The sequence below is a fragment of the Hamadaea sp. NPDC051192 genome (assembly GCF_040682475.1).
In the GTDB taxonomy this organism is placed as follows: Bacteria; Actinomycetota; Actinomycetes; order Mycobacteriales; family Micromonosporaceae; genus Hamadaea; species Hamadaea flava.
In genome coordinates, this window is sequence record NZ_JBFBAZ010000151.1 from 1 (window position 1) to 18,351 (window position 18,351).

The following is an 18,351-nucleotide window of genomic DNA, read 5'->3' on the forward strand; positions in this document are numbered from 1 at the left end:
CAACCTGGCCAAACGCGCCACCGGCGAAAACACCCCAACCTGGCGAGACACCTAAACCGGCATCACTCACAAAGTTCGTGAATTAGACGCCCTCTCAGGCTGAACCTTCGGCGTACCAGTTGCTCTTGAATGCGTGTCCTGCGTGGACGCGCCGGAGTGGGCGGTTCGCCGCGGGCGTGCTGGGCGAGGACGCGGTGCTGGACCTGTGCGAGGCGGGATCTGGTCCGTCGGGGCCAGGTTGACGGCCTCAGTTGTGCATGCCTTGACCGTCCTACCTGTACTCAATTAGCCTGCGCGCGCCGACCTCGACGGACTGGCCTTCGAGGTCAGTGAAGCCTGGGGAGGACCACATGCGGTTTGCTCGACGCCTGGCGACGGTGACTCTGCTGGCGGCGGGTCTTCTGGTACTGACCGGACCAGCAGCTCAGGCCGCCTATTACAACACCTACACGACCATTGCCGGCACGCCCGACACGGGCTGCTGCACAGGTGTTCAAGGCTTCGCCGCCGGATCGACATATCTCTACTCGATCAAGAATCACAGTGGTTACGACGATGTCTCCGCCATCTACCGCGTCCACAAGACGACTGGTGCGCGAGTATTGATGACCAACGGTACCAATGGCGGAACTTCCAACACCTGGCTCGGGCACGCGAACGACATGACGATCGTGGACATCGATGGGCAGCATCACATGTTCGTCGTCACCATGAAGTCGACTGGGGCGCAGCTAGTGAAACTCCGCTATGACGGCACCACCTACTATCGCGTCGGGACCTACCAGGTACATCTCAACGGTGCTGCATGGGCGCCGTCTGGGATCAGTCGAGTGTCGGTCTCCAGCACCACGATCAAGTTCTTGTTCAAAGCCGGCAAGACGATCTACAACGGCAGCCTTCCGCTGCGCGCCAATACCGGCACCATCAACGTGACAAAGGCGTTCACACTGCAGGTCGAAGGCGCCCTGGTCAACGGCGCCACGGTGTCAGACCTCGGCACCTTCCTGACGCAGGGGATCTACTACGACGCCGCCAAAAAGATCCTCTACTACCCGCTGACCAAGGAAAACCGCAGCGTCGTACTCGTCTATCGGAACGTCTCGACGGCAACGACGGGGACCGCGCCCGCAGCTACCAACCTCTCCTTCCGCATCACGTCGTCGGCGTACTCGAAACTGTTCGAGATCGAAGGCGTCGGGATAAGCGATGGCAAGCTGTACTTCAGCACGAACCGCGCGAACTCCAGCGGCGCGTTCGACGGCGTCCACGTGTTCAACGGCTATGTCGCTTAACCACGACCGAGGCGCCGACGATCGCTCTACTCGGCAAGCCTTCAGGGCGTGACGTCCACGAGTACCTTGCCGATCGTGCGGGCCTGCACTGCCCGGTGGGCGTCCGGGGTTCGGTGTAGCGGGAAGCGGACCAGTGGCAGGCCGTGCTGCTCGCCGACTGGCAGGGCACCGTCGCGGACCGCGGCGGTGACGTCCTCGACGGCTGTGGCGCGTGCTTGCGGGCCGGCCGTGTAGAGCACTAGGAAATGCAAGCGGGTGTTCAGCACCATGTTCTGCCCGACGTTCAGTTCGACCGCTTGTCCGCCCTCATTGGCGTAGGTCGCGATCGTGCCTCGTGTACGCAGCACGGCCAGGTCCAAAGCGATGTTCGCGCCGAGCGCCACCTCGGTGACGATGTCGACGCCGTCCGGGGCGATCGCACGGATGGCAGCGGCCGGGTCGTCCTCGCGATAGTTGATCACATGGTGGGCGCCGGCCGCAGTGGCCAGCTTCGCCTTCTCCGGGCGACTGACGGTGCTGATCACGGTGGCGCCAGCCCATCGGGCGAGCTGGATGACGGCGTGCCCGACCGCGCCGGCCCCGCCGGCGGCGAGCACCACTTTGCCGTCGAGTGCGTCGGGATGCAGGCGGCGGGGCCCGTCCTCGGCGACGGTCAGCGCACGGTGTGCGGTCAGCGCGGGCACGCCGAGCGACGCGCCGACGTCGAATCCGACCTCGTCTGGCAGCGGCACGGCCTGGTCGGTAGGCACGACGGTGAACTCGGCTGCGGTGCCGGTGGGCCGCCCGGCGGCCGCCATGAACATCCACACGCGCTGCCCGACCCGGGCCGGGTCCACACCCTCACCGACGGCGTCGATCACGCCGGCACCGTCAAGGTGCGGGGTGACCTCGGGGAAGAGCTTGCGGTGGGCGATGCCGGAGCGGGCCTGCCAGTCCGTCGGGTTGACCCCGGACACGGCGACCCGGACGCGGACCATGCCAGGTCCCGGCGTGGGCCGGTCACGCTCGACGAGCTGGAGAACGTCGGGGCCGCCGTTGTCACGGTAGATGATCGCCTTCATGACCGTCCAATGTTCGATCTGTGTCGTACGGTTCGATCTGCATCGTACCGTACGGCCTTGGTCGAACTTTCGGCAAATGATGGCTACGCTGGATCTCGTGACCGAGGTGACCGAACCCGCCAGCGAGACCATGACGATCGACGTCGTACTCGGCGCGCTCGCCGACCCGGTACGGCTCACCTTCGTGCGAGCGCTCGACGCAGCCGCGGACTGGACCTGCGGCAGCGACGTCCTCAAAGACACCAGCGTCACCATCGGCAAGTCCACCCTGTCGCACCACATCAAGGTGCTGCGCGAGGCCGGCCTGATCCGCACGCGCGTCGACGGCATCCGCCGGCTGGTGACGCTACGGTACGACGAGGTGGAACAACGCTTCCCCGGGCTGCTCTCCATGCTCCGCGAAGACGGCCCTGCCCGTGCCGCCACGGAGGCGCCCACCCCCACCGCATGACGCAGGCCAACCGAGTACGCGTTCGAGGCGCTGGTGGACCTCCACGGCGGAGTGGACAACTCTCATGTCCACGCAGCTACGGCAGTTTGCGTCCCGAGGCCGACAGCCGGTCGGCGAGGGCGATGACCCGGTCGCGGAGCTCTTCCGGACGCTCGATGACGAACGGCAGGTCGAGCCCGGCAAGCACCCCGGGCAACCAGTCGAGGCTCTCGGCCCGGATCTTCACCCGCTGCCAGCCCTCGTCCTCGTCATCCCGTATCTCGGCGACGCTGGCCGGTAGCCGCTTGCGGATCTGCTCCAGCGTCCCCTGGATGCGCAAGATCACCTCATGCCGGTACGGCGCCCGTGCCATCGAGGTGAGAACACGCTCCACGGGATCGAGGGAAGCGGGCGGCTCGAACGAGCCGGGCACCGTCCGCGCGTAAGCGATGCGGTCGAGCCGGAAGGTCCGATCCTCGCCGATCTCCGGATCCACACCGGTGACGTACCAGCGGCCCGAGTGATTGACCAGCCCGTACGGATGCAGGACGCGGGCGCTGCGCCGGCCGCGGTCCGCGGTGTATTGGATCGACAGCGGGCTGCGGCGGCGGATCGCGTCGGCGATGGCGAGCAGGACAGCCGCCTGCGGCGCGGGGACGTCGCCGGGCTCGGCCGTGAAGGCGAGGGACTCGAGTACGGCGTCCAGCCGATCCGCGACCCGGGAGGGCAGGACCCGGCGGATCTTCGCGGCGGCCGTCTCGCTCGCCGTACCCGTCGCCGTTGCCAGCCCGGCGCGTCGGCCGGCAACCAGGCCGAGCAGCACGGCCAGAGCCTCGTCGTCGCTCAGCATGAGCGGCGGCAGACGGTAACCGGCGGCGAGCCGATATCCGCCGTAGCGGCCGCGCAACGACTCGACCGGCACGCCCAGGTCGATCAGATGGTCCACGTAGCGCCGCACGGTGCGCGGTTCGACCCCGAGGCGGTCGGCGAGCTCAGCCATCGTCCGAATGCCACCCGACTGCAGGAGTTCCAGCAGCGTCAGCACCTGGGCTGTCGGTCGCGCCATGTCCGAAGCTTATCGAGAATACTGGACCGTTTCTGTCCAGTATCAGTTCTAGCGTGATGTCGACCCGCACGTACGAACCACGGACTAAGGAGCGCACACCATGGACTTCGTCTCGATCCGCGTCATCACTGGTGACATCAACCGCCTCGTCGGCTTCTACGAGAAGGTGACGGGCGTGTCGGCAGTCTGGGGCAACCAGGACTTCGCCGAGCTGCGCACCGCGCACGGCACGTTGGCCATCGGCAGCACTCGCACGGTCCCGCTGTTCGCGCCGGGATCGGCCCGTCCGGCCGACAACCACACCGCGATCATCGAGTTCCTAGTGGACGACGTGGATGCGCTCTACGAGGACCTGAAGGGCGTCGTGGAGGACTTCGTGAACGCGCCCACGACGATGCCGTGGGGCAACCGTGCGCTGCTGTTCCGCGACCCCGACGGCAACATGGTCAACTTCTTCACCCCGGTCACGCCCGCCGCGATCGAGAAGTTCGGCCGATGACCGGGTCGGCTCAGGGCCTGAGATGGGACTCCTGAACTGTCCAGCCGAGCTGGGCCCTCATGCATACCCGGTATCCTTCGCCCGTGCAGCGTGATCATCTGAAGGCGGGCTTGGCCGCCGTTGTCGGCGGGCTACTGCTCGGCTCCCTCGACTTCGTGTGGATCAAGTGGGTGCCCTACCCGTTCGCCGAGCTCGGCAACTCCACCGCGACCTGGGCTGTCGCCGCATTCCTCTACGGCTACTGGCTTCGGACCGGGTGGGCCCGCGCAGCGATCGGCGCCAGCGTTCTGCTCGTCATCGCGGTGCCTGCCTACTACGTCACCGCGACCCTGATCCAGTCCGATGAACTGTCCGTCGCGTGGTCGCCGACGTCGCTGCTGTGGATGGCCTTCGGTGTGGTTGCCGGCGTGGTCTTCGGCATAGGGGGCACGTTGGCCCGCGAACAGGGCTGGCGGCACATCGTCGGGACCGCGCTGCCGGCCGCGGTGTTCTTCGAGGAGGCGGCCCGGTTCGCGGGCCGGCTCGATGATCCGAGCTACGAGTCCGGGTACGGTTGGAACGTCATGATCGACATTGCGCTGGGCATCCTCGCAGTCGTGCTCGTCGGCCGATCGAACTGCAACCGGGCGCTCGCACTCGCTGCGGCCCTCCCACTCGCCGCGCTGATCTACCTCGCATTCGCACTCGTGTCGTAGCGAGGCCCCGTGCTGGGATCAAGATCAGTCGGCTCCCGGTCGGTGCCGTGGAAATGAGACCCACGACCGGCGCCCTTCCGGTCAGCCGGAACGAAGCGGAGCGGCTCGACGCCCACCGCCGATGAGTCGACTAGCGGGTTGCGACAGGTCGCCGACCCGGTCAGCGGACTCAGGGCGCAGGTACGTTCGGCCATTGGAGACGGTTGCCTGTTGTCAGCCCGCGACCGGCGGGCCGAGAGTGTCGAGGAACTCGCGACCACGCGGTTCGGCTAGACGCCCGTCGGGCAGGACGACGACGGGGATGGACATGTCCCGTTCTGCACTTTCTGGGATCTGCCGAGATGTGCGCGCCCGATCACGGCGGCAGCGGTGCTGGCGAAACCCGCGTGCGGGCCGTGGGGCACCCAGATCGCCGGACTCGCCCTCGTGGCACGATGTTGCGCTATGGATCATCAGGGGCAATTTCGTCGTGCAGCGCTCGCGTCGGGCATCCCGGACGAAGAGGTAAGCCGGTTTATCCAGCACCTCCGTTTGTCGATCCAGTTGAGCGGGGGATCCGGCGATGTCCCGGCCGGGCAGTTCGGTGGGTTGCCCCGGCTGCCGGTCGGCATGGACTGGCCGTCGGACGGGGTCAGTTTGTTGCCGTTCACCTTCTCGGTCGACTGTGCGGCGCTGCCAAGAGTCGACGGCTTCGATCTGCCGGCAGACGGCTCGCTGCTGTTCTTTCTGGACCATGAGCAATCCGCTGCCACCGGGGAGCGGAGGTACGGGCGAGTCGTGTATGTGGCGGCCGGTACCGATACCGAAGTGGCAGGAACCACCGACCGCGAGATCGTCGGCGACCAATACCACGTCGGCGCCACGCTGCGCGCGGAGTTCCCCGATTGGTTCGGGGTGGACGACGAGGACGACGAGGACGAGGACGACCTGTCGGCCTTCCAGCAGCAGCTGGCCCGCGACCTCGAGCGTGACCTGCCGCACCTCGACGAACTCTGTGCTCTGGCCAACGATCTCTGGCCGCCGCACAACGGATACGTCAGCGCCTATATCGGCGGGTATGCCGACGAGGAGGTAATGAAGAGTATCGCGGAGCAGGCCCTTGCCGGGCGCGAGAAGACCGGCGAGATCGTCATCCCGGTCGCGAGTTGGTATTCCCATGTGGAGAAGGAGACGCACCGGCTGACGAGTGAGTGGGTGTCGCTCGCCCGTTTTCCCGTAGACAACGAGTTCTACTACCGCAGTGACGGGAGTTTCGTGATCCGTCACGATGACCTGGCCGCTGGTCGGCTGGACGAGGCGCTTTCCGTGGCTGAGTTGATCCCGTAGGACACCGGCGGCGTCGGACACGGTCACGATCTGCGTTGCGGCGTCAGATACCGGGCATTCCTTATTGTCGATGTCAGGGCGTTCGGTCACCGGCGATGAGGGACGACAACACCACCGCTCGACATGCCCGTCCCGGGGACGACCCGCGTGTGGGTCGTGTCGGCGGATCTCCCAGATTTGGGTGAGCGGCCGTCGATGCTCATTTGCCGATCCTCGTGGCCTTCTGTCGAGTGGCCCTCTAACGAAGACAGAGGTTGCGATCGTAGCCCGGTGACCACCTGGCCTTCGTGCCGGACGGGCAGGGCTTTCCCTTGTCCACCAGGGAAACCAGCTTGCGCGTGCTGGTTGTGCAGGCGGTGTGCGTGATCGGGGCGAGCGCGGACCCCATCTCCGTGACACAGTCGCCGGGCTTGGCTATGGTCCCGCCGTGGCCCTGACCTAGGCACAGGAAGCTGCCGTTGCCGTAGCTGAGCCGGCTGACCGTGTCGCGGGCGGGGCAGCTCGTCGGGGTAGGTGCCACCGCGAGCACTTGGGCGAACCAGCCCTGAGGCCAGTCGCACGGCAGCTCCTCGTAGCCGTTGTCGAGCATGCCCACAATGAACACGCAGTCTCCAGCGATGGTGTTCGTGCCGCCACCACCGCCGGGGTCGCCTGGATGGGGCGCCTTCAGATTACGAACACAGGCGAGCCGCTTCTGCAGCGGAAGCGCTCCGGTCGGCCGGTAGGCCGCGTCGGCGTTGTCAGGGCAGCCGGGATCGAGCGGCTTGGCTGGGTCGAGCGTGTCGAACGTCGCGCCCAACTCGATGATCTTCGACTGCGCGCGCGGATCGGTGCACGCCACCGGCTCGAACGTCTGCCGGGCGAGCAACGCGACTCGCAACGCGGCATTGGTGCCGGAGGGGATCGCCGTGGGCCCGTCGACCTGGCGGACGCACGCGCCGACCGCCCAGCTCACAGGCTGCGGTGAGGGCGCGGACTCGTGTTTCGCCGAGCACCCGGCGAGTCCAGCACCAGCCGCGCTCACGATTGCTGCGACGGATCCGATAGCCGCCAGGATCCCGCGCGAACGGGACGGTCCACTCGCCACCTTCAAGCCTCCCCCCAGCCGGTTACGCGCTGCCCACCGTAGTGGGCCATGCCGCCGGGCGCGACCCGTGGTCCGATGCAGACTCAGTTCGCCGGCCGGGGACGAAGGCGGTGTCGGCGTACACGAGCAGCACGAGCTGGCGACTTGATCGGTGGCCAGGCAAGTCATGATCCCTACCCGTGACGGCCGATCGTCGAGGATCTTCTCGCTGGTCACAGACCAGGACGTTTAGCCGTCGACGGCCGCCGTCGGCCTGCTGCGCTCCAACCCGGCGATGCCGACCCAGGCAACCAGCTGGAGCTGTGGCCGCGATCCCGAAGTACGGGTGTGCACGCTCAGCCGGCGGTACAGGCCGCCGTCGGAACGCTCGCATCGCTGTCCCGATCGGGTAAACCCGTGTGCGGCCAGGACCACCCGGTGAAGGTGGCTGGTGATCTGGGCGGCAGTCCAATGGGCGGGCATCGGCAGATTGTCGACCATGCCAACCGTGGCTTCTCCATCAGGCGTCAGAGGAGATTGCCATGCTGATGAGGTAGGTCGCCGCCCCGTTGTTCGGCTGCATCTGCGGCAGTGCTTGGGCAGCCCATTGTGGGTCCATCCTCCACCGGAGCTGTCCGCGTACCTCCACAAGGTCCGATCAACTAGCCCCATCTGTTCAACCGATGACGGCCAATCCGTTGCCCCAACCTGTCTGAGCACTTTAGGTTGCATGATCAAGCGCGCCGCACGGAGCACACGCTGCTTCGCCACAGCAGCGTGACATGAGTATTGCGCCGCATAGTGAGGAGCTCACGGTGGCACCACCCCTATTTCGTCGGAACTCTCTTTCCTGGAAGGCGCCGGGCCGCGTGGTCGCGGCGCTGGCGGCGGGGACGCTGCTGCTCAGCACGTTGAGCGTGCCCGCAGCTGCGGCACCTGCCCGTACGCCGCAGCCAGGCGGCCAGCAGACACCCGGCACACCGGCGCCCGCCCGGTTGCCGCAGCCCGAGAGCGGGCTTTGGCTGTTGCGGCTGGACAAGCCGTCGCTGGCGGCCGTCACCAAGACCGGTGCGGCTTCCCGTAAAAAGATCAATACCCGGTCGACCGCCAGCGCCTCCTATCTCAAGGAATTGGCTCGGCAGCAGGACACAGTGGTGGATGAGATCGCGGCGAGCCTGGGCCGGTCCGTGCGGGTTGCCCACAGGTATCAGAACGTGGTCAATGGACTGGCGATCGAGGCCAGCGCGGAAGAGGCTGCTCGGTTGGCCGACCTGCCGGGGGTCGCGGCGGTCGTACCCGACCAGACCCTGAAGCTGACCACCGACACCAGCAATACGCAGATCCAGTCGCCGGCCGTCTGGGAGGGCCGGACTCCCGACGAGGTCGCTACCCGCGGTGAGGGCGTCATCGTCGGCGTGCTGGACACCGGCATCAACCCCGACCACCCGTCGTTCGCCGCGGTAGACGGTGACGGCTACCGGCACACCAACCCCATGGGCACGGGCAACTACGTCGGCGTCTGCGCTCCGAACCACCCGAACTACCGGGCGATCTGCAACGACAAGCTGATCGGCGCCTGGTCGTTTGTGGGTACCGACCCTCGCGACGACAACGGCCACGGCAGCCATACCGCCTCGACCGCCGCCGGCAACAGGCACCAGGCCACCATCAAGGTTGGCACCGACTCGCATACCCTCACAGTCTCCGGGGTGGCGCCCCGAGCCAACATCATCGCCTACAAGGTCTGCCTGACCATCGGCTGCTTCTCGTCGGCGTCGATCGCCGCCGTGGACCAGGCGATCGCCGACGGGGTCGACGTCCTCAACTATTCGATCTCCGGGTCGGACAACCCGTGGAACGACCTCGTCGACCAGGCATTCCTCGAGGCGTACGCGGCCGGCATCTTCATCGCCGCCTCCGCGGGCAACGAGGGACCGGGCGCGGAGACGGTGGTGAAGACCGCGCCGTGGAACGCCTCCGTAGCCTCGGTAGACCAAGAGCGGGTCATCGCCCATCGGCTCGATGTGACCGCGCCGGGACCGGTGCCGCCGTCGCTCACCGGCATTCCCGCTGTGATCGGCGACGGCTCACCGATCCCACCCATCGAGGGCGAACTCCGGTATTCCGGCACCGCCGAGCCTGGCAACGAGTTGGGTTGTGAGACCTTCCCGGCCGGCGCATTCAGTGCCAAGGTCGCGCTGATCACCCGGGGAGGATGCAACTTCTCCGTCAAAGTCGCCAACGCCGCCGCCGCCGGCGCGACCGGCGTGATCGTGCACAACCAGTTCGCCGGCCCGCCCATCACGATGGGCGAGCTGAAGGGCAGCAAGATCCCTGCGGTGATGGTCGCTCTGGCGGATGGGCTACGGCTGCGTGAGCACCTGACCACCGTCAACGGCCCGGTCGAGGTGCACGTGGGCACCGGCAGTGAGGTGATACGCAATCCGAAGTGGACCGACTTGGTGTCCGACTTCAGCTCCCGCGGACCCAGCCAGTTCGATCTGCTCGCCCCCATCTTCGCCGCCCCTGGCCGCAACATCCTTGCTGCCACGATGGCGACGGCCACCGACCCGGTCCAGTACGCCTTCATGCAGGGCACATCCATGGCCTCGCCCCATGTGGCCGGGGCAGGTGCGCTGCTGGCGGCCCTACACCCGGACTGGTCGCCGACCCGGATCCGCTCCGCGCTGGCGGTCACCGCCGATCGGGACAGCGTACGGAAGGAGGACGGGGTCACCCCAGCCGACCCGTTCGACGCCGGCTCCGGCCGGATCAACCTGGAACAGGCCGCCCGGGCCGGACTGGTGCTGGATGAGACGGCCGCGAACTTCATCGCGGCCGACCCCGAGACCGGTGGCGATCCCCAGACCCTGAATCTGCCGGCCGTCGTCGAGCACCACTGCCTCAACGTCTGCACCTTCACCCGTACGGTGTCCAGCGTGGCCGGAGTGAGCGCGACCTGGCAGGTGGCAGCCAAGGCGCCTACCGGGGTACGGATCAGCGTCACGCCGACGCAGTTCACTTTGGCGCCCGGAGCCAGCCAGGCCCTGACCATCGCCCTGGACGTCACCGGAACCCCCCGGGACAAGTGGCTCTTCGGTTCGATCGAGTTGACGACCGATGCCCGGCACGGCGGGGACGGGCCGGCGGTCGCCGCGGCCCACTTCCCGGTCGCCGTGCTGCCCGCCGTTCCGGATCTGACCGTGGATCAGGCCGCGCTGAGCAGCAGCATGGATGTCGCGCAGAGCGAGCGCCACACCGTCAAGGTGAGCAACGCTGGCGGCGCCCCCCTGACCTGGCAGGCCACGGGGGAGGGCACCGGCTGCTCCTGGCCGTCCTGGGCGAAAGTGACCCCAGCACAGGGCGACCTGGCCCCGTTCACCGATCAGAACATCGAGATCACGCTCGATTCGACCGGCCTGGATGACGGTGGCGTGTTCCAGGCTGACCTCTGTCTGGCCAGTAACGACCAGGACGAGCCGAACACGAGGATCTCGCTGACACTGACCGTCATACCGGTACCGCGGATCGCGGTGGCGCAGAAGTCGCTTTCGTCTCGGCAGCCGGCCGGGTTGGTCACCAAACAGAGCTTCACGGTCCGCAACACCGGCTTCGGAGTGCTGGACTGGCGGGTCGACGACCCGGACGCGGGACCAGACGACGAGCGGGTCCGGCTCCTGCGTAACGGTGTGCTGCTGATTCCCAACTCGGGCAGCAGTACGCGCGGGGTGATGGCGTTCGACCCGCAGACGGGAAACCTCATCGATCCGCAGTTCATCCCGCATGTCTCGTTCGATCCGACTAGCACCTTGTACACGCCGTTCCAGATCGTGGCCAAGCCGGACGGCAGCGGGTTCCTGATGTCCGACCAGCTAAACGGAGTGGTCACCGAGTACAGCCTGGACGGCACTTTCCGCCGTGTCTTCGCCCCGTCCGCCGGGGCGTACGACCCTAGGATCATGGCCAACACGCGGGGTATTGCACTCTCTCCGCGTGGCACTGTGCTGGTGACGGTCGCCGCGCAGGCAAACGCCCAGTCGGTGGTCGAATTCGATGCCGACGGCAAGTACCTGGGTACCTTCGTCGCCCCCGGCGCCGACGGTATGAAGGGTCCATGGGGCATCCTGTTCCGCGAGAACGACATGTTGATCTCAGCCAGCGACAGCGACGCCATCCACAGCTTCAGCAAGGACGGATCCCGAGCCAACCCCCGCTTCGTCAACGGGATCAGCTGGCCCGGCCAGATGGTGGAGCTGCCCAACGGCAACGTGCTCGCCGCGAACTACGGCAGCGGCGGCCCCGCAGGGGTTTACGAGATGGACTCCACCGGAAAACTGATCGGCACCTACGCACCTGCGAAGGGCACCGGTTACCAGGGCGTCTACCAGCTCGGCAACGGCAACTTCCTGGTCACCAGCTCGCGGGGCGTCGAGGAGATCAACCGGGCCAACCAGCTGGTCTCGGTGAAGAACAACAAGGGGACGGCCCGATTCATCACCCACGTCCAACTGCCCGATCTGCAACCGTGCGTCACACCCGACGAGGTGCCGTGGCTGTCGGTGGACCGTGCCTCGGACGCCACCGGCGCCGGCAAGTCCAGCGAGGTGACAGTCTCCCTGGACAGCACCGGGCTGGCCGCTGGTATATACCGGGCGCAACTCTGTGTCAGCAACGATGACCCGAACAACGGGCTGGTGACGCTGCCGGTGACGCTTGAGGTCACGGATCAGACCTGCGCCCAGGTGATCAGCGGCGAGCACCGCGGCCCGCTGACGGTCAGCGCCGGGGTGACATGTCTGGCTCAGGGTGCCAAGGTGATCGGGCCGATGACGGTTGAGAAGGGCGCCGGGTTGTACGCGCTCGAGGCCAGCGTCGTCGGGCCGGTGACCGCAACGGGTGCCACGGTGGTGGAGTTGACCCGTAGCCAGATTGAAGGCCCGCTTTCGATCACCGGCACCACCGGTCCGGTCCTGGTCAGCGGAGTGCGGGTGGTCGGCCCGGTCAGCCTGGTCGGCAACCGGACCGGCGACGATCCGAGCGTGGTCTCCGGTAACCAGATTGTCGGGATATTGCGATGCGTGGGCAACGAGCCGCCACCGGTTAACCGCGGGGTGGCGAATACCGTCAGCGGGCCGCGGGTCGGCCAGTGCGGCACGTTGTGAGCCGACCGTTCCATCAGGACTATCGGTAAGGAAATCTGATCCGCCGGGTGTAGTCGCGATCGCGACCACACCCGGCGGATCGCGGTATACGAAAGGGTAGGCTCAGCCGACATCGCAAATTCAGGCGTCTATTCCGGACTTGCGGTTGCTCATGCCGGAGGAGTAGATCGGGGTTGGCCGGTGTAGTTCGGGCCAGCAGCGTCATCCGAGCCAAGGCGTATGGCAGGGCCATCACCGGATACGCCGACACAAGGGAAACGACGCTGGCGGAGTGGCGGGGATGTTCGGCGGTAGCAAACTGCCGTCGGACTGACGACGGGCGACTTAGGCCCGCGCCCCGGCCGCGTCCTTCGGCGGTGTCGCGCTCAGCGCGATGTCCGCTGCACCACCGTGGGCAGTGGAGTTTCTGGCTCGACCGGACCTGGCAATGCGGCCGCTTCTTCGCCGCTGCACTGCGGCCTGGGCGTGGTGACGTGGAGCGCTTTGCCCACTAATATCGATGAAGCCCTCCGAGGAAGATCCTCCGGAGGGCTTCTGAGCTGTACTTATGGTGGACGATACGTGGCAGAATCCGAACCGCATTCCAGCAGCTCACGGGCAAAATGTGACCGCTACGGCGGTCCGCCTACGTCGATCTGACTGGTGGCGTACCAGGCGGCGCGGCTCGGACGGGGCGCGCCGCAATGATCGCGGATGGGGTCAGGACTCCAGGCCCGTCGAGCATGGATTCGACGCCGGGTGGTAACCGCGATCTACAAGATGAGCCGTCAGCGGAGCGGACGGGCTCATTGAGGGGGCTGGGGTTGGTTTCCTTGGCGGGCTTCATCCCAAACCGCTCCCACTCCAATTCTTAGCCATAACTGTGGACCTGTCACCCGGGCGTGAGTTCGATGAGTGTTGGGTTCGGAATGGATTTCAGCCGCCCCAACGAGAGTGCCGGAGCTGGCTCTGGTTCGACAGCGTCCTGAACCGTGCCCTCCGGCCGTTCCATGCGCACGTAAGTTTCTCTCCCTGCGGAACCTTGACCGAGGCAACGCCCGCGCCCGCGCTCTAGCAGGCGTGCGCGTTGCAGCTCCAAAACTACCTGGTCGAGTCGATTCCTTTCGCGACGTGTGCAAACGAGCGTTGCGCGATTATGGGGGCAGAACCGGACTTGGGCTGCGATCATCTGGTGCATGCAAGTTCATGTCGTCGTGGTGCATCCGGGTCTGCCGACGGTGGTAGACATCGTGGTAGCAGGTGTTCCGCTACAGGCCGAGTGGGTTGGCTCGCCGCCCAACGCTGGCGAACTCGTCGACGTTGAGCTGGACATCGTCTCCATGCTCGGATGGGGCGACGCGATTGCGATGGACGGCGCTGAAGCGACGCTACGCGAGGGCCCTCAGCTGCGGGGAAACGTCGAGATGCAGGACCAGGACGTCCTGACGCTCCGGATCGCCAACGGACTTCTGCTGGTCGAGATTGACGACGGCTCCATCGAGGTCTCACCCGGAAAGGCGATCGTCGTGGTGGCAGAGAATCTGAAGGTGTATCCAACCGGTATCTGACGCGGCCAGGCCGACCACCGCAAAGACCGTCCGGGTAGGCCTGACCCACGTTGTCAGTGGAGTCTTCCCGTCACGCAGGCTCGCCCCTGCGGTTCGGTTCAGGCCAGGTACTCGCAGATTGGCGGCTGGCGACAAGACTGACGTTCGCGACGAGATCCTTGATCGGTGCCGGAGCAGGCAAGGATGCGTGACATCGGCGATGACCTTGGTGTAAGTCTGAGCTGCGTGAAGATGACCCTGTTCCGTCGCGGCGTCCGCTGAAGGCCTGAGACGAAGGGACACGAGCAGCCCGACGCTTAGCTCGCATTCTGCGCTAGAAGCAGGGCGAACGGCGCCGGCAGGACTCAAAGTTGGTTTTGCCGGTCAAGCAGCCGGTCCGTCAACTCGATCGTCGCGGAAGGGGCCGAGCTAGCCGCAGCCGGCGCCGCCGAAACAGCAGCCGCAGGCGCAGCCGGGTAGCGGCCGCCGGAGCCACTGAAGCGGCTGTCGGGGCCGGGGCAGAGGTAGGCGCGGCCGGCGGAGTGGACGTCGCCGCGTCCGAGAGCGCACTCAGCGAGGCCGCTCATGCGGAGGTGGCCGAAGGCACTGCTGCGGAGCAAGAAGCCGTCGACGAAGGCATGAACGACGTGGTTGATACGATCAAGAGCGTCGTCGGCCGAGTGCGCGAAGGCCAACCACAGGCGACGACGGCCTCGCAGATGCAACCACCCATGCTGGGCGACATCAATCCGAGCCCTGGCAATCTGGACGCGGCCACCGGTGCCCTCGCGCTGGGCGCAGCTGTAGTAGCGGCAGCATTCCGCAGCATATTCGGATAGAGGCGAACGATGGAATCGGACAGGAATGCACGCGACGAAGTGGGCCTGCTGATGCGGGCGCTTCTCTCCGGAGCCCGCCCAGCGGAGAAGCCAGACATCAGAATCGATGCATATGCGGCAATGGTCGCCAGCGGACTGCTGGCGAGCCTATCGACGCTGCTGCTCGGTAATCCAGCAGATCCGCGGAGCATCGCGCGATACGTGCGGTCGGCCTGCCTCCGGGAAGACCGGTTTCTCTCACCGTCCGACAGCCGCATCGCCGAAGCGGTCATCCGATTCGTCATGGGGGAGCCTGGCATCGTCACAGGGATTCCGATGGACGACCAAGGACGAGTCGCGTGCGGCCTAATCGTAGACATCGCGAAGACGTTGCGCCTGTCCGCTGACGACCTCGAAGAAGTGATCCGGGCAGCCGAAGCGGGCGCCGCCGCCGCGACCGAACAGTAAGCGAAAGGGACAGGGCGTGTTCAAGGTACGACGACGAGAACCGGAGCTGACGACTCTGGGCGGGCGCTGGCTCTTCAGCGAAATCACGGGCAAAGACATCGAGCCGAAGCGCAATATCAAGGACCAGCGTAGCGAGCTGGCATTGTGGCACGCTGCCTTCGAATTGGCCGTACGATCGGCTTTCGATAACGACACACCCGTCGCTGAAATCTCCGCATTTGCTCAGCGCATGCATGACCGATTCAAGCCCGAGTTCGCGGCGATCCCGCCGATCGACTCCGAGGCCCTCATCCGTGCGGCGTTGGGCGAGGATCTCGACATCGAGGCTATCAAGCCACGGCACCGTGGACTGGTCTATGTGGTCGTTCTTTCGATCATCGTCAAGGACAAGGCGATTTCCGACACAGACCTACGGAGGCTACTGGCCACTGCTGAGAACGTAGCTCGTGAGCGGGGCTTCACACCCGAATGATCTGAATGTTGCCGCGGGTGGCGAGGAGTCAAATCAACCCAAACCCGAGCCGTCGGCGACCGAACTAAGCCTGGCGACAATGGCCCCCAAGAGGCGATGATCACCTACCTCCTGCGCGGGACTCAGCGAGGCAAGCAAAACGGCGTAAACACGAACGGCCTCCGAGGACAACGAAACGTCCACAACGCGTAGCGCCGTTGCTCGGCCACATCACGGAGCGGCCCGCGACTAACGAGGGGACCAGCGATGATTAGCCTCGGGCGCAAAGGTACGAAACTCAGTACGCGTAGCGCGCAATGGCTTCTTGACCAGATCATGGAGCGGCCGGCCGCCTCGGTGAAGATCAGCGATGAAGTAGCTGAACTTGCTGTCTGGCAGGCCGCGTTCGAGCTGGCGGTCGTCCTCCGTTTCGTGGCAACGACACCAGTTCACGAGATCGCGGCATACGTACAGTACATGCGCACGAGCTTTCACGCTGACCTTAAGAAGATCGTTCCCATCGAGGCTGAGGCGATGATCCGGGCCGCGCTCGGCGAGGATCTTGACTTATCGGGGATCCGACAGCAGCAGCGAGCCCACGTCTACTTCACAACGTTCGTTCTCATCGTGCGTGAACGCAGTATGTCAGAGAAACAGCTGAGATCAATACTCATTAAAGCTGAGAACCTTGCGCGGAGACGCGGATTTGATCCGGGATGATCGGTCGCACCTATAGAGAGCAGGCCCTACAGCTTGCTTCATGGTACAGGTGCTGCCTAATACGGCAGCCGAACATCGGGATCATCGACTGGTGTCGAGTAGTGTTCGGCGTTTGTAGTGGTAGTGGCGGGCTCGGGCTTGATGGGCAAGGCGCCAGGCGAGCCAGGACAATGCATGGCGCATCGTCGTATCGGGTCGGGTGAATACGAAGACGAGCAGGCGGCGGATTTCGGCCGCGCTCAGTGGGCCTATCTCGTCGGTGGCGGGCAGTGTCGAAGGCGTGGGTCGGGGTTGGCGGGCTGCCAGGACGGCCAGGAACGCCGCGGCGACCAGGACGAGGGTTGTGTAGCGGTGCCATGACCGCCAGGTCCGCACCTGGTCCAGGCCGGTCTGGCCCTTGGAGTCTTGGAAACAGGATTCGATCGGCCAGCGCAGCCCGGCGGTCCAGGTCAGGGTGGGCAGACCGACCAGGATGGGTGACCAGCACCGATAGTAGGCGAGCTCGCCGGTCGCCGGGTTGCGGCGAAACAGCAGCCAGTGGTGGCCGCAGTCGGTGCCGTCGTCCTCGGTCTCGACGATCTTCACCCATGCCCACAGGTAGTAGCGGGGTCCTTTCGAGCCCCAGCCGGCCAGGTACCGGCCCCAGACCTCGGGCGGCAGCGTGGCGGCCACCTGAGCTGCGGTGATGGTCAGGTTCGGGTAGTCCCAGCGGTTCAGGGCGGTGTCGCAGCGGATCGCCAGGACGTAGCCGATCTGGCGAACGCGTAGTCGCGCGCGCAGTTTCGTGTCGTTGCCGTAGACCTCGTCGGCGGCTACCCATGCCGCGTCGATTCCGGCGTCGAGGGCGTCTTCGATCATCTGCCAGGCCAGCTGCGGTTTCGTGGCGAACCCGATGTCGTCGGGCACTTTCGCGGTGGCGCACCGGTCGGGGTCGTCGGTCCAGCACGAGGGAAGGTAGAGCCGGAAGTCGATCAGTGCCCGCGCACCCTCGCGGGCGGCGTAGGCCAGGTGCACGCTGACCTGCGCGTTGTCGATCTTGCCGAGGGTGCCGGCGTACTGCTCCTGCACGCCGACCGTGTGTATGCCCTTCTTGGCGTCGCCGGTCTCGTCCACGATCAGCACTCCGCCCGGCCCGAACGCGGCCATCACATAGTCGCGGATCTGCGCCCGCACCCATGTGTCGCCCCACGAAGCCGACGCCAAAAGTCGTTGCATCCCACCGGGATCAGCCTCCCCGGCGTACTCGGCGATCTGCCAGCAGGTGCGGACCTCGATCGGGCCGAGCAGAGCCTGGATGAACAGCTTCGCCCGCCGCGCGGTTCCACCCGTGCGAACGCTGGCGCCACAAGCGCGAACAGCGACTCGAACTCACCCCGCCACCGGGCAGGGTCCATCCTGGCGGCAACGGTCGCCGCAACCTCATGTATGTCCACAACAGACATGATCGAGCGGCGGCCGTGCCTACTTCCCCTGGTGCACAACGACTTGGCCAACCTGTGATCATCGGCCCGGTGGCCGGATCACGATCTTAGGCTGCCGTAGTAGAAAGCGCCGGCTGCGAAGCACATCGAGTGCGTCTGGAGACCTCTTCGCCCGCGAGCCTGGCCCCGTGACGACCCATTGGCCACGCTGACCTGGCTACGGACGAGGCTGTCCAAAGGAGGTACCCAGCAGGTTGCTAGTGGTGTGACATGAAACGTTGACCCGGTAATCGGATCGATGTGACTATATCGATGTTTGTGGTTTCTGTGTTGAGTGCGCGGAGGTATCC

Annotated in this window: 14 protein-coding genes and 1 pseudogene; 11 read left to right on the plus strand and 4 right to left on the minus strand. The window is 65.9% G+C overall.

The window, feature by feature from the left end; all coding sequences use genetic code 11:
- The first annotated feature begins 350 nt into the window (after window positions 1-350).
- Entirely contained in the window at window positions 351-1,292 is a 942-nt protein-coding gene (locus tag AB0M47_RS36285; RefSeq protein ID WP_363422265.1) for a hypothetical protein, read from the plus strand.
- A 41-nt stretch (window positions 1,293-1,333) separates the two neighbouring features.
- Here the strand turns inward: AB0M47_RS36285 and AB0M47_RS36290 are convergent, their stop codons facing one another.
- A complete protein-coding gene (locus tag AB0M47_RS36290; protein WP_363422267.1) occupies window positions 1,334-2,353 on the minus strand; it encodes an NADPH:quinone reductase in 1,020 nt (339 codons plus the stop codon).
- A gap of 97 nt (window positions 2,354-2,450) precedes the next feature.
- Between AB0M47_RS36290 and AB0M47_RS36295 the strand changes: the two genes are divergently transcribed.
- Window positions 2,451-2,804, plus strand: a complete 354-nt coding sequence (locus tag AB0M47_RS36295) for a helix-turn-helix domain-containing protein (RefSeq protein WP_363422269.1) — start codon at window positions 2,451-2,453, stop codon at window positions 2,802-2,804.
- 76 nt (window positions 2,805-2,880) lie between these two features.
- On the opposite strand, the gene AB0M47_RS36300 is transcribed toward AB0M47_RS36295, so the two are convergent.
- Window positions 2,881-3,849: a YafY family protein gene (locus tag AB0M47_RS36300; protein WP_363422271.1), complete on the minus strand. Its 969-nt coding sequence runs from the start codon at window positions 3,847-3,849 to the stop codon at window positions 2,881-2,883.
- Between the two features lie 100 nt (window positions 3,850-3,949).
- Here AB0M47_RS36300 and AB0M47_RS36305 point away from each other — a divergent pair, with 100 nt between their 5' ends.
- The 3 genes from AB0M47_RS36305 (at window position 3,950) to AB0M47_RS36315 (ending at window position 6,369) form a co-directional block, all read left to right on the plus strand.
- Window positions 3,950-4,348: a VOC family protein gene (locus tag AB0M47_RS36305; protein WP_363422273.1), complete on the plus strand. Its 399-nt coding sequence runs from the start codon at window positions 3,950-3,952 to the stop codon at window positions 4,346-4,348.
- A gap of 83 nt (window positions 4,349-4,431) precedes the next feature.
- Window positions 4,432-5,043, plus strand: a complete 612-nt coding sequence (locus AB0M47_RS36310) for a DUF6518 family protein (protein WP_363422275.1) — start codon at window positions 4,432-4,434, stop codon at window positions 5,041-5,043.
- 444 nt (window positions 5,044-5,487) lie between these two features.
- A complete protein-coding gene (locus tag AB0M47_RS36315) occupies window positions 5,488-6,369 on the plus strand; it encodes a DUF1963 domain-containing protein (protein ID WP_363422277.1) in 882 nt (293 codons plus the stop codon).
- A 238-nt stretch (window positions 6,370-6,607) separates the two neighbouring features.
- Here the strand turns inward: AB0M47_RS36315 and AB0M47_RS36320 are convergent, their stop codons facing one another.
- Window positions 6,608-7,393, minus strand: a complete 786-nt coding sequence (locus tag AB0M47_RS36320) for a hypothetical protein (RefSeq protein WP_363422279.1) — start codon at window positions 7,391-7,393, stop codon at window positions 6,608-6,610.
- A gap of 911 nt (window positions 7,394-8,304) precedes the next feature.
- On the opposite strand from AB0M47_RS36320, the gene AB0M47_RS36325 reads away from it, so the two are divergent.
- From AB0M47_RS36325 to AB0M47_RS36350, 6 genes are all read left to right on the plus strand, one after another.
- Window positions 8,305-12,597 (plus strand): S8 family serine peptidase, encoded by a 4,293-nt coding sequence (locus AB0M47_RS36325; protein WP_363422281.1) that lies wholly within the window; start codon window positions 8,305-8,307, stop codon window positions 12,595-12,597.
- A gap of 1,175 nt (window positions 12,598-13,772) precedes the next feature.
- Window positions 13,773-14,144, plus strand: coding sequence for a hypothetical protein (locus AB0M47_RS36330; RefSeq protein WP_363422283.1), 372 nt, complete (start codon window positions 13,773-13,775; stop codon window positions 14,142-14,144).
- A 521-nt stretch (window positions 14,145-14,665) separates the two neighbouring features.
- Complete coding sequence (locus AB0M47_RS36335) at window positions 14,666-14,962, plus strand: hypothetical protein (RefSeq protein WP_363422285.1); 297 nt, start codon at window positions 14,666-14,668, stop codon at window positions 14,960-14,962.
- A 9-nt stretch (window positions 14,963-14,971) separates the two neighbouring features.
- Window positions 14,972-15,409, plus strand: coding sequence for a hypothetical protein (locus AB0M47_RS36340; RefSeq protein ID WP_363422287.1), 438 nt, complete (start codon window positions 14,972-14,974; stop codon window positions 15,407-15,409).
- A gap of 16 nt (window positions 15,410-15,425) precedes the next feature.
- On the plus strand, window positions 15,426-15,881 hold the full coding sequence (locus AB0M47_RS36345) for a hypothetical protein (protein ID WP_363422289.1): 456 nt from the start codon (window positions 15,426-15,428) through the stop codon (window positions 15,879-15,881).
- 246 nt (window positions 15,882-16,127) lie between these two features.
- Window positions 16,128-16,580 carry a hypothetical protein gene (locus AB0M47_RS36350; protein ID WP_363422291.1) on the plus strand — a complete coding sequence of 151 codons (453 nt, stop codon included), beginning with the start codon at window positions 16,128-16,130 and terminating at the stop codon, window positions 16,578-16,580.
- A gap of 81 nt (window positions 16,581-16,661) precedes the next feature.
- Here AB0M47_RS36350 and AB0M47_RS36355 read toward each other — a convergent pair.
- Window positions 16,662-17,888, minus strand: a pseudogene (locus tag AB0M47_RS36355) (IS701 family transposase); the annotation flags it as partial.
- Window positions 17,889-18,351: the final 463 nt, after the last annotated feature.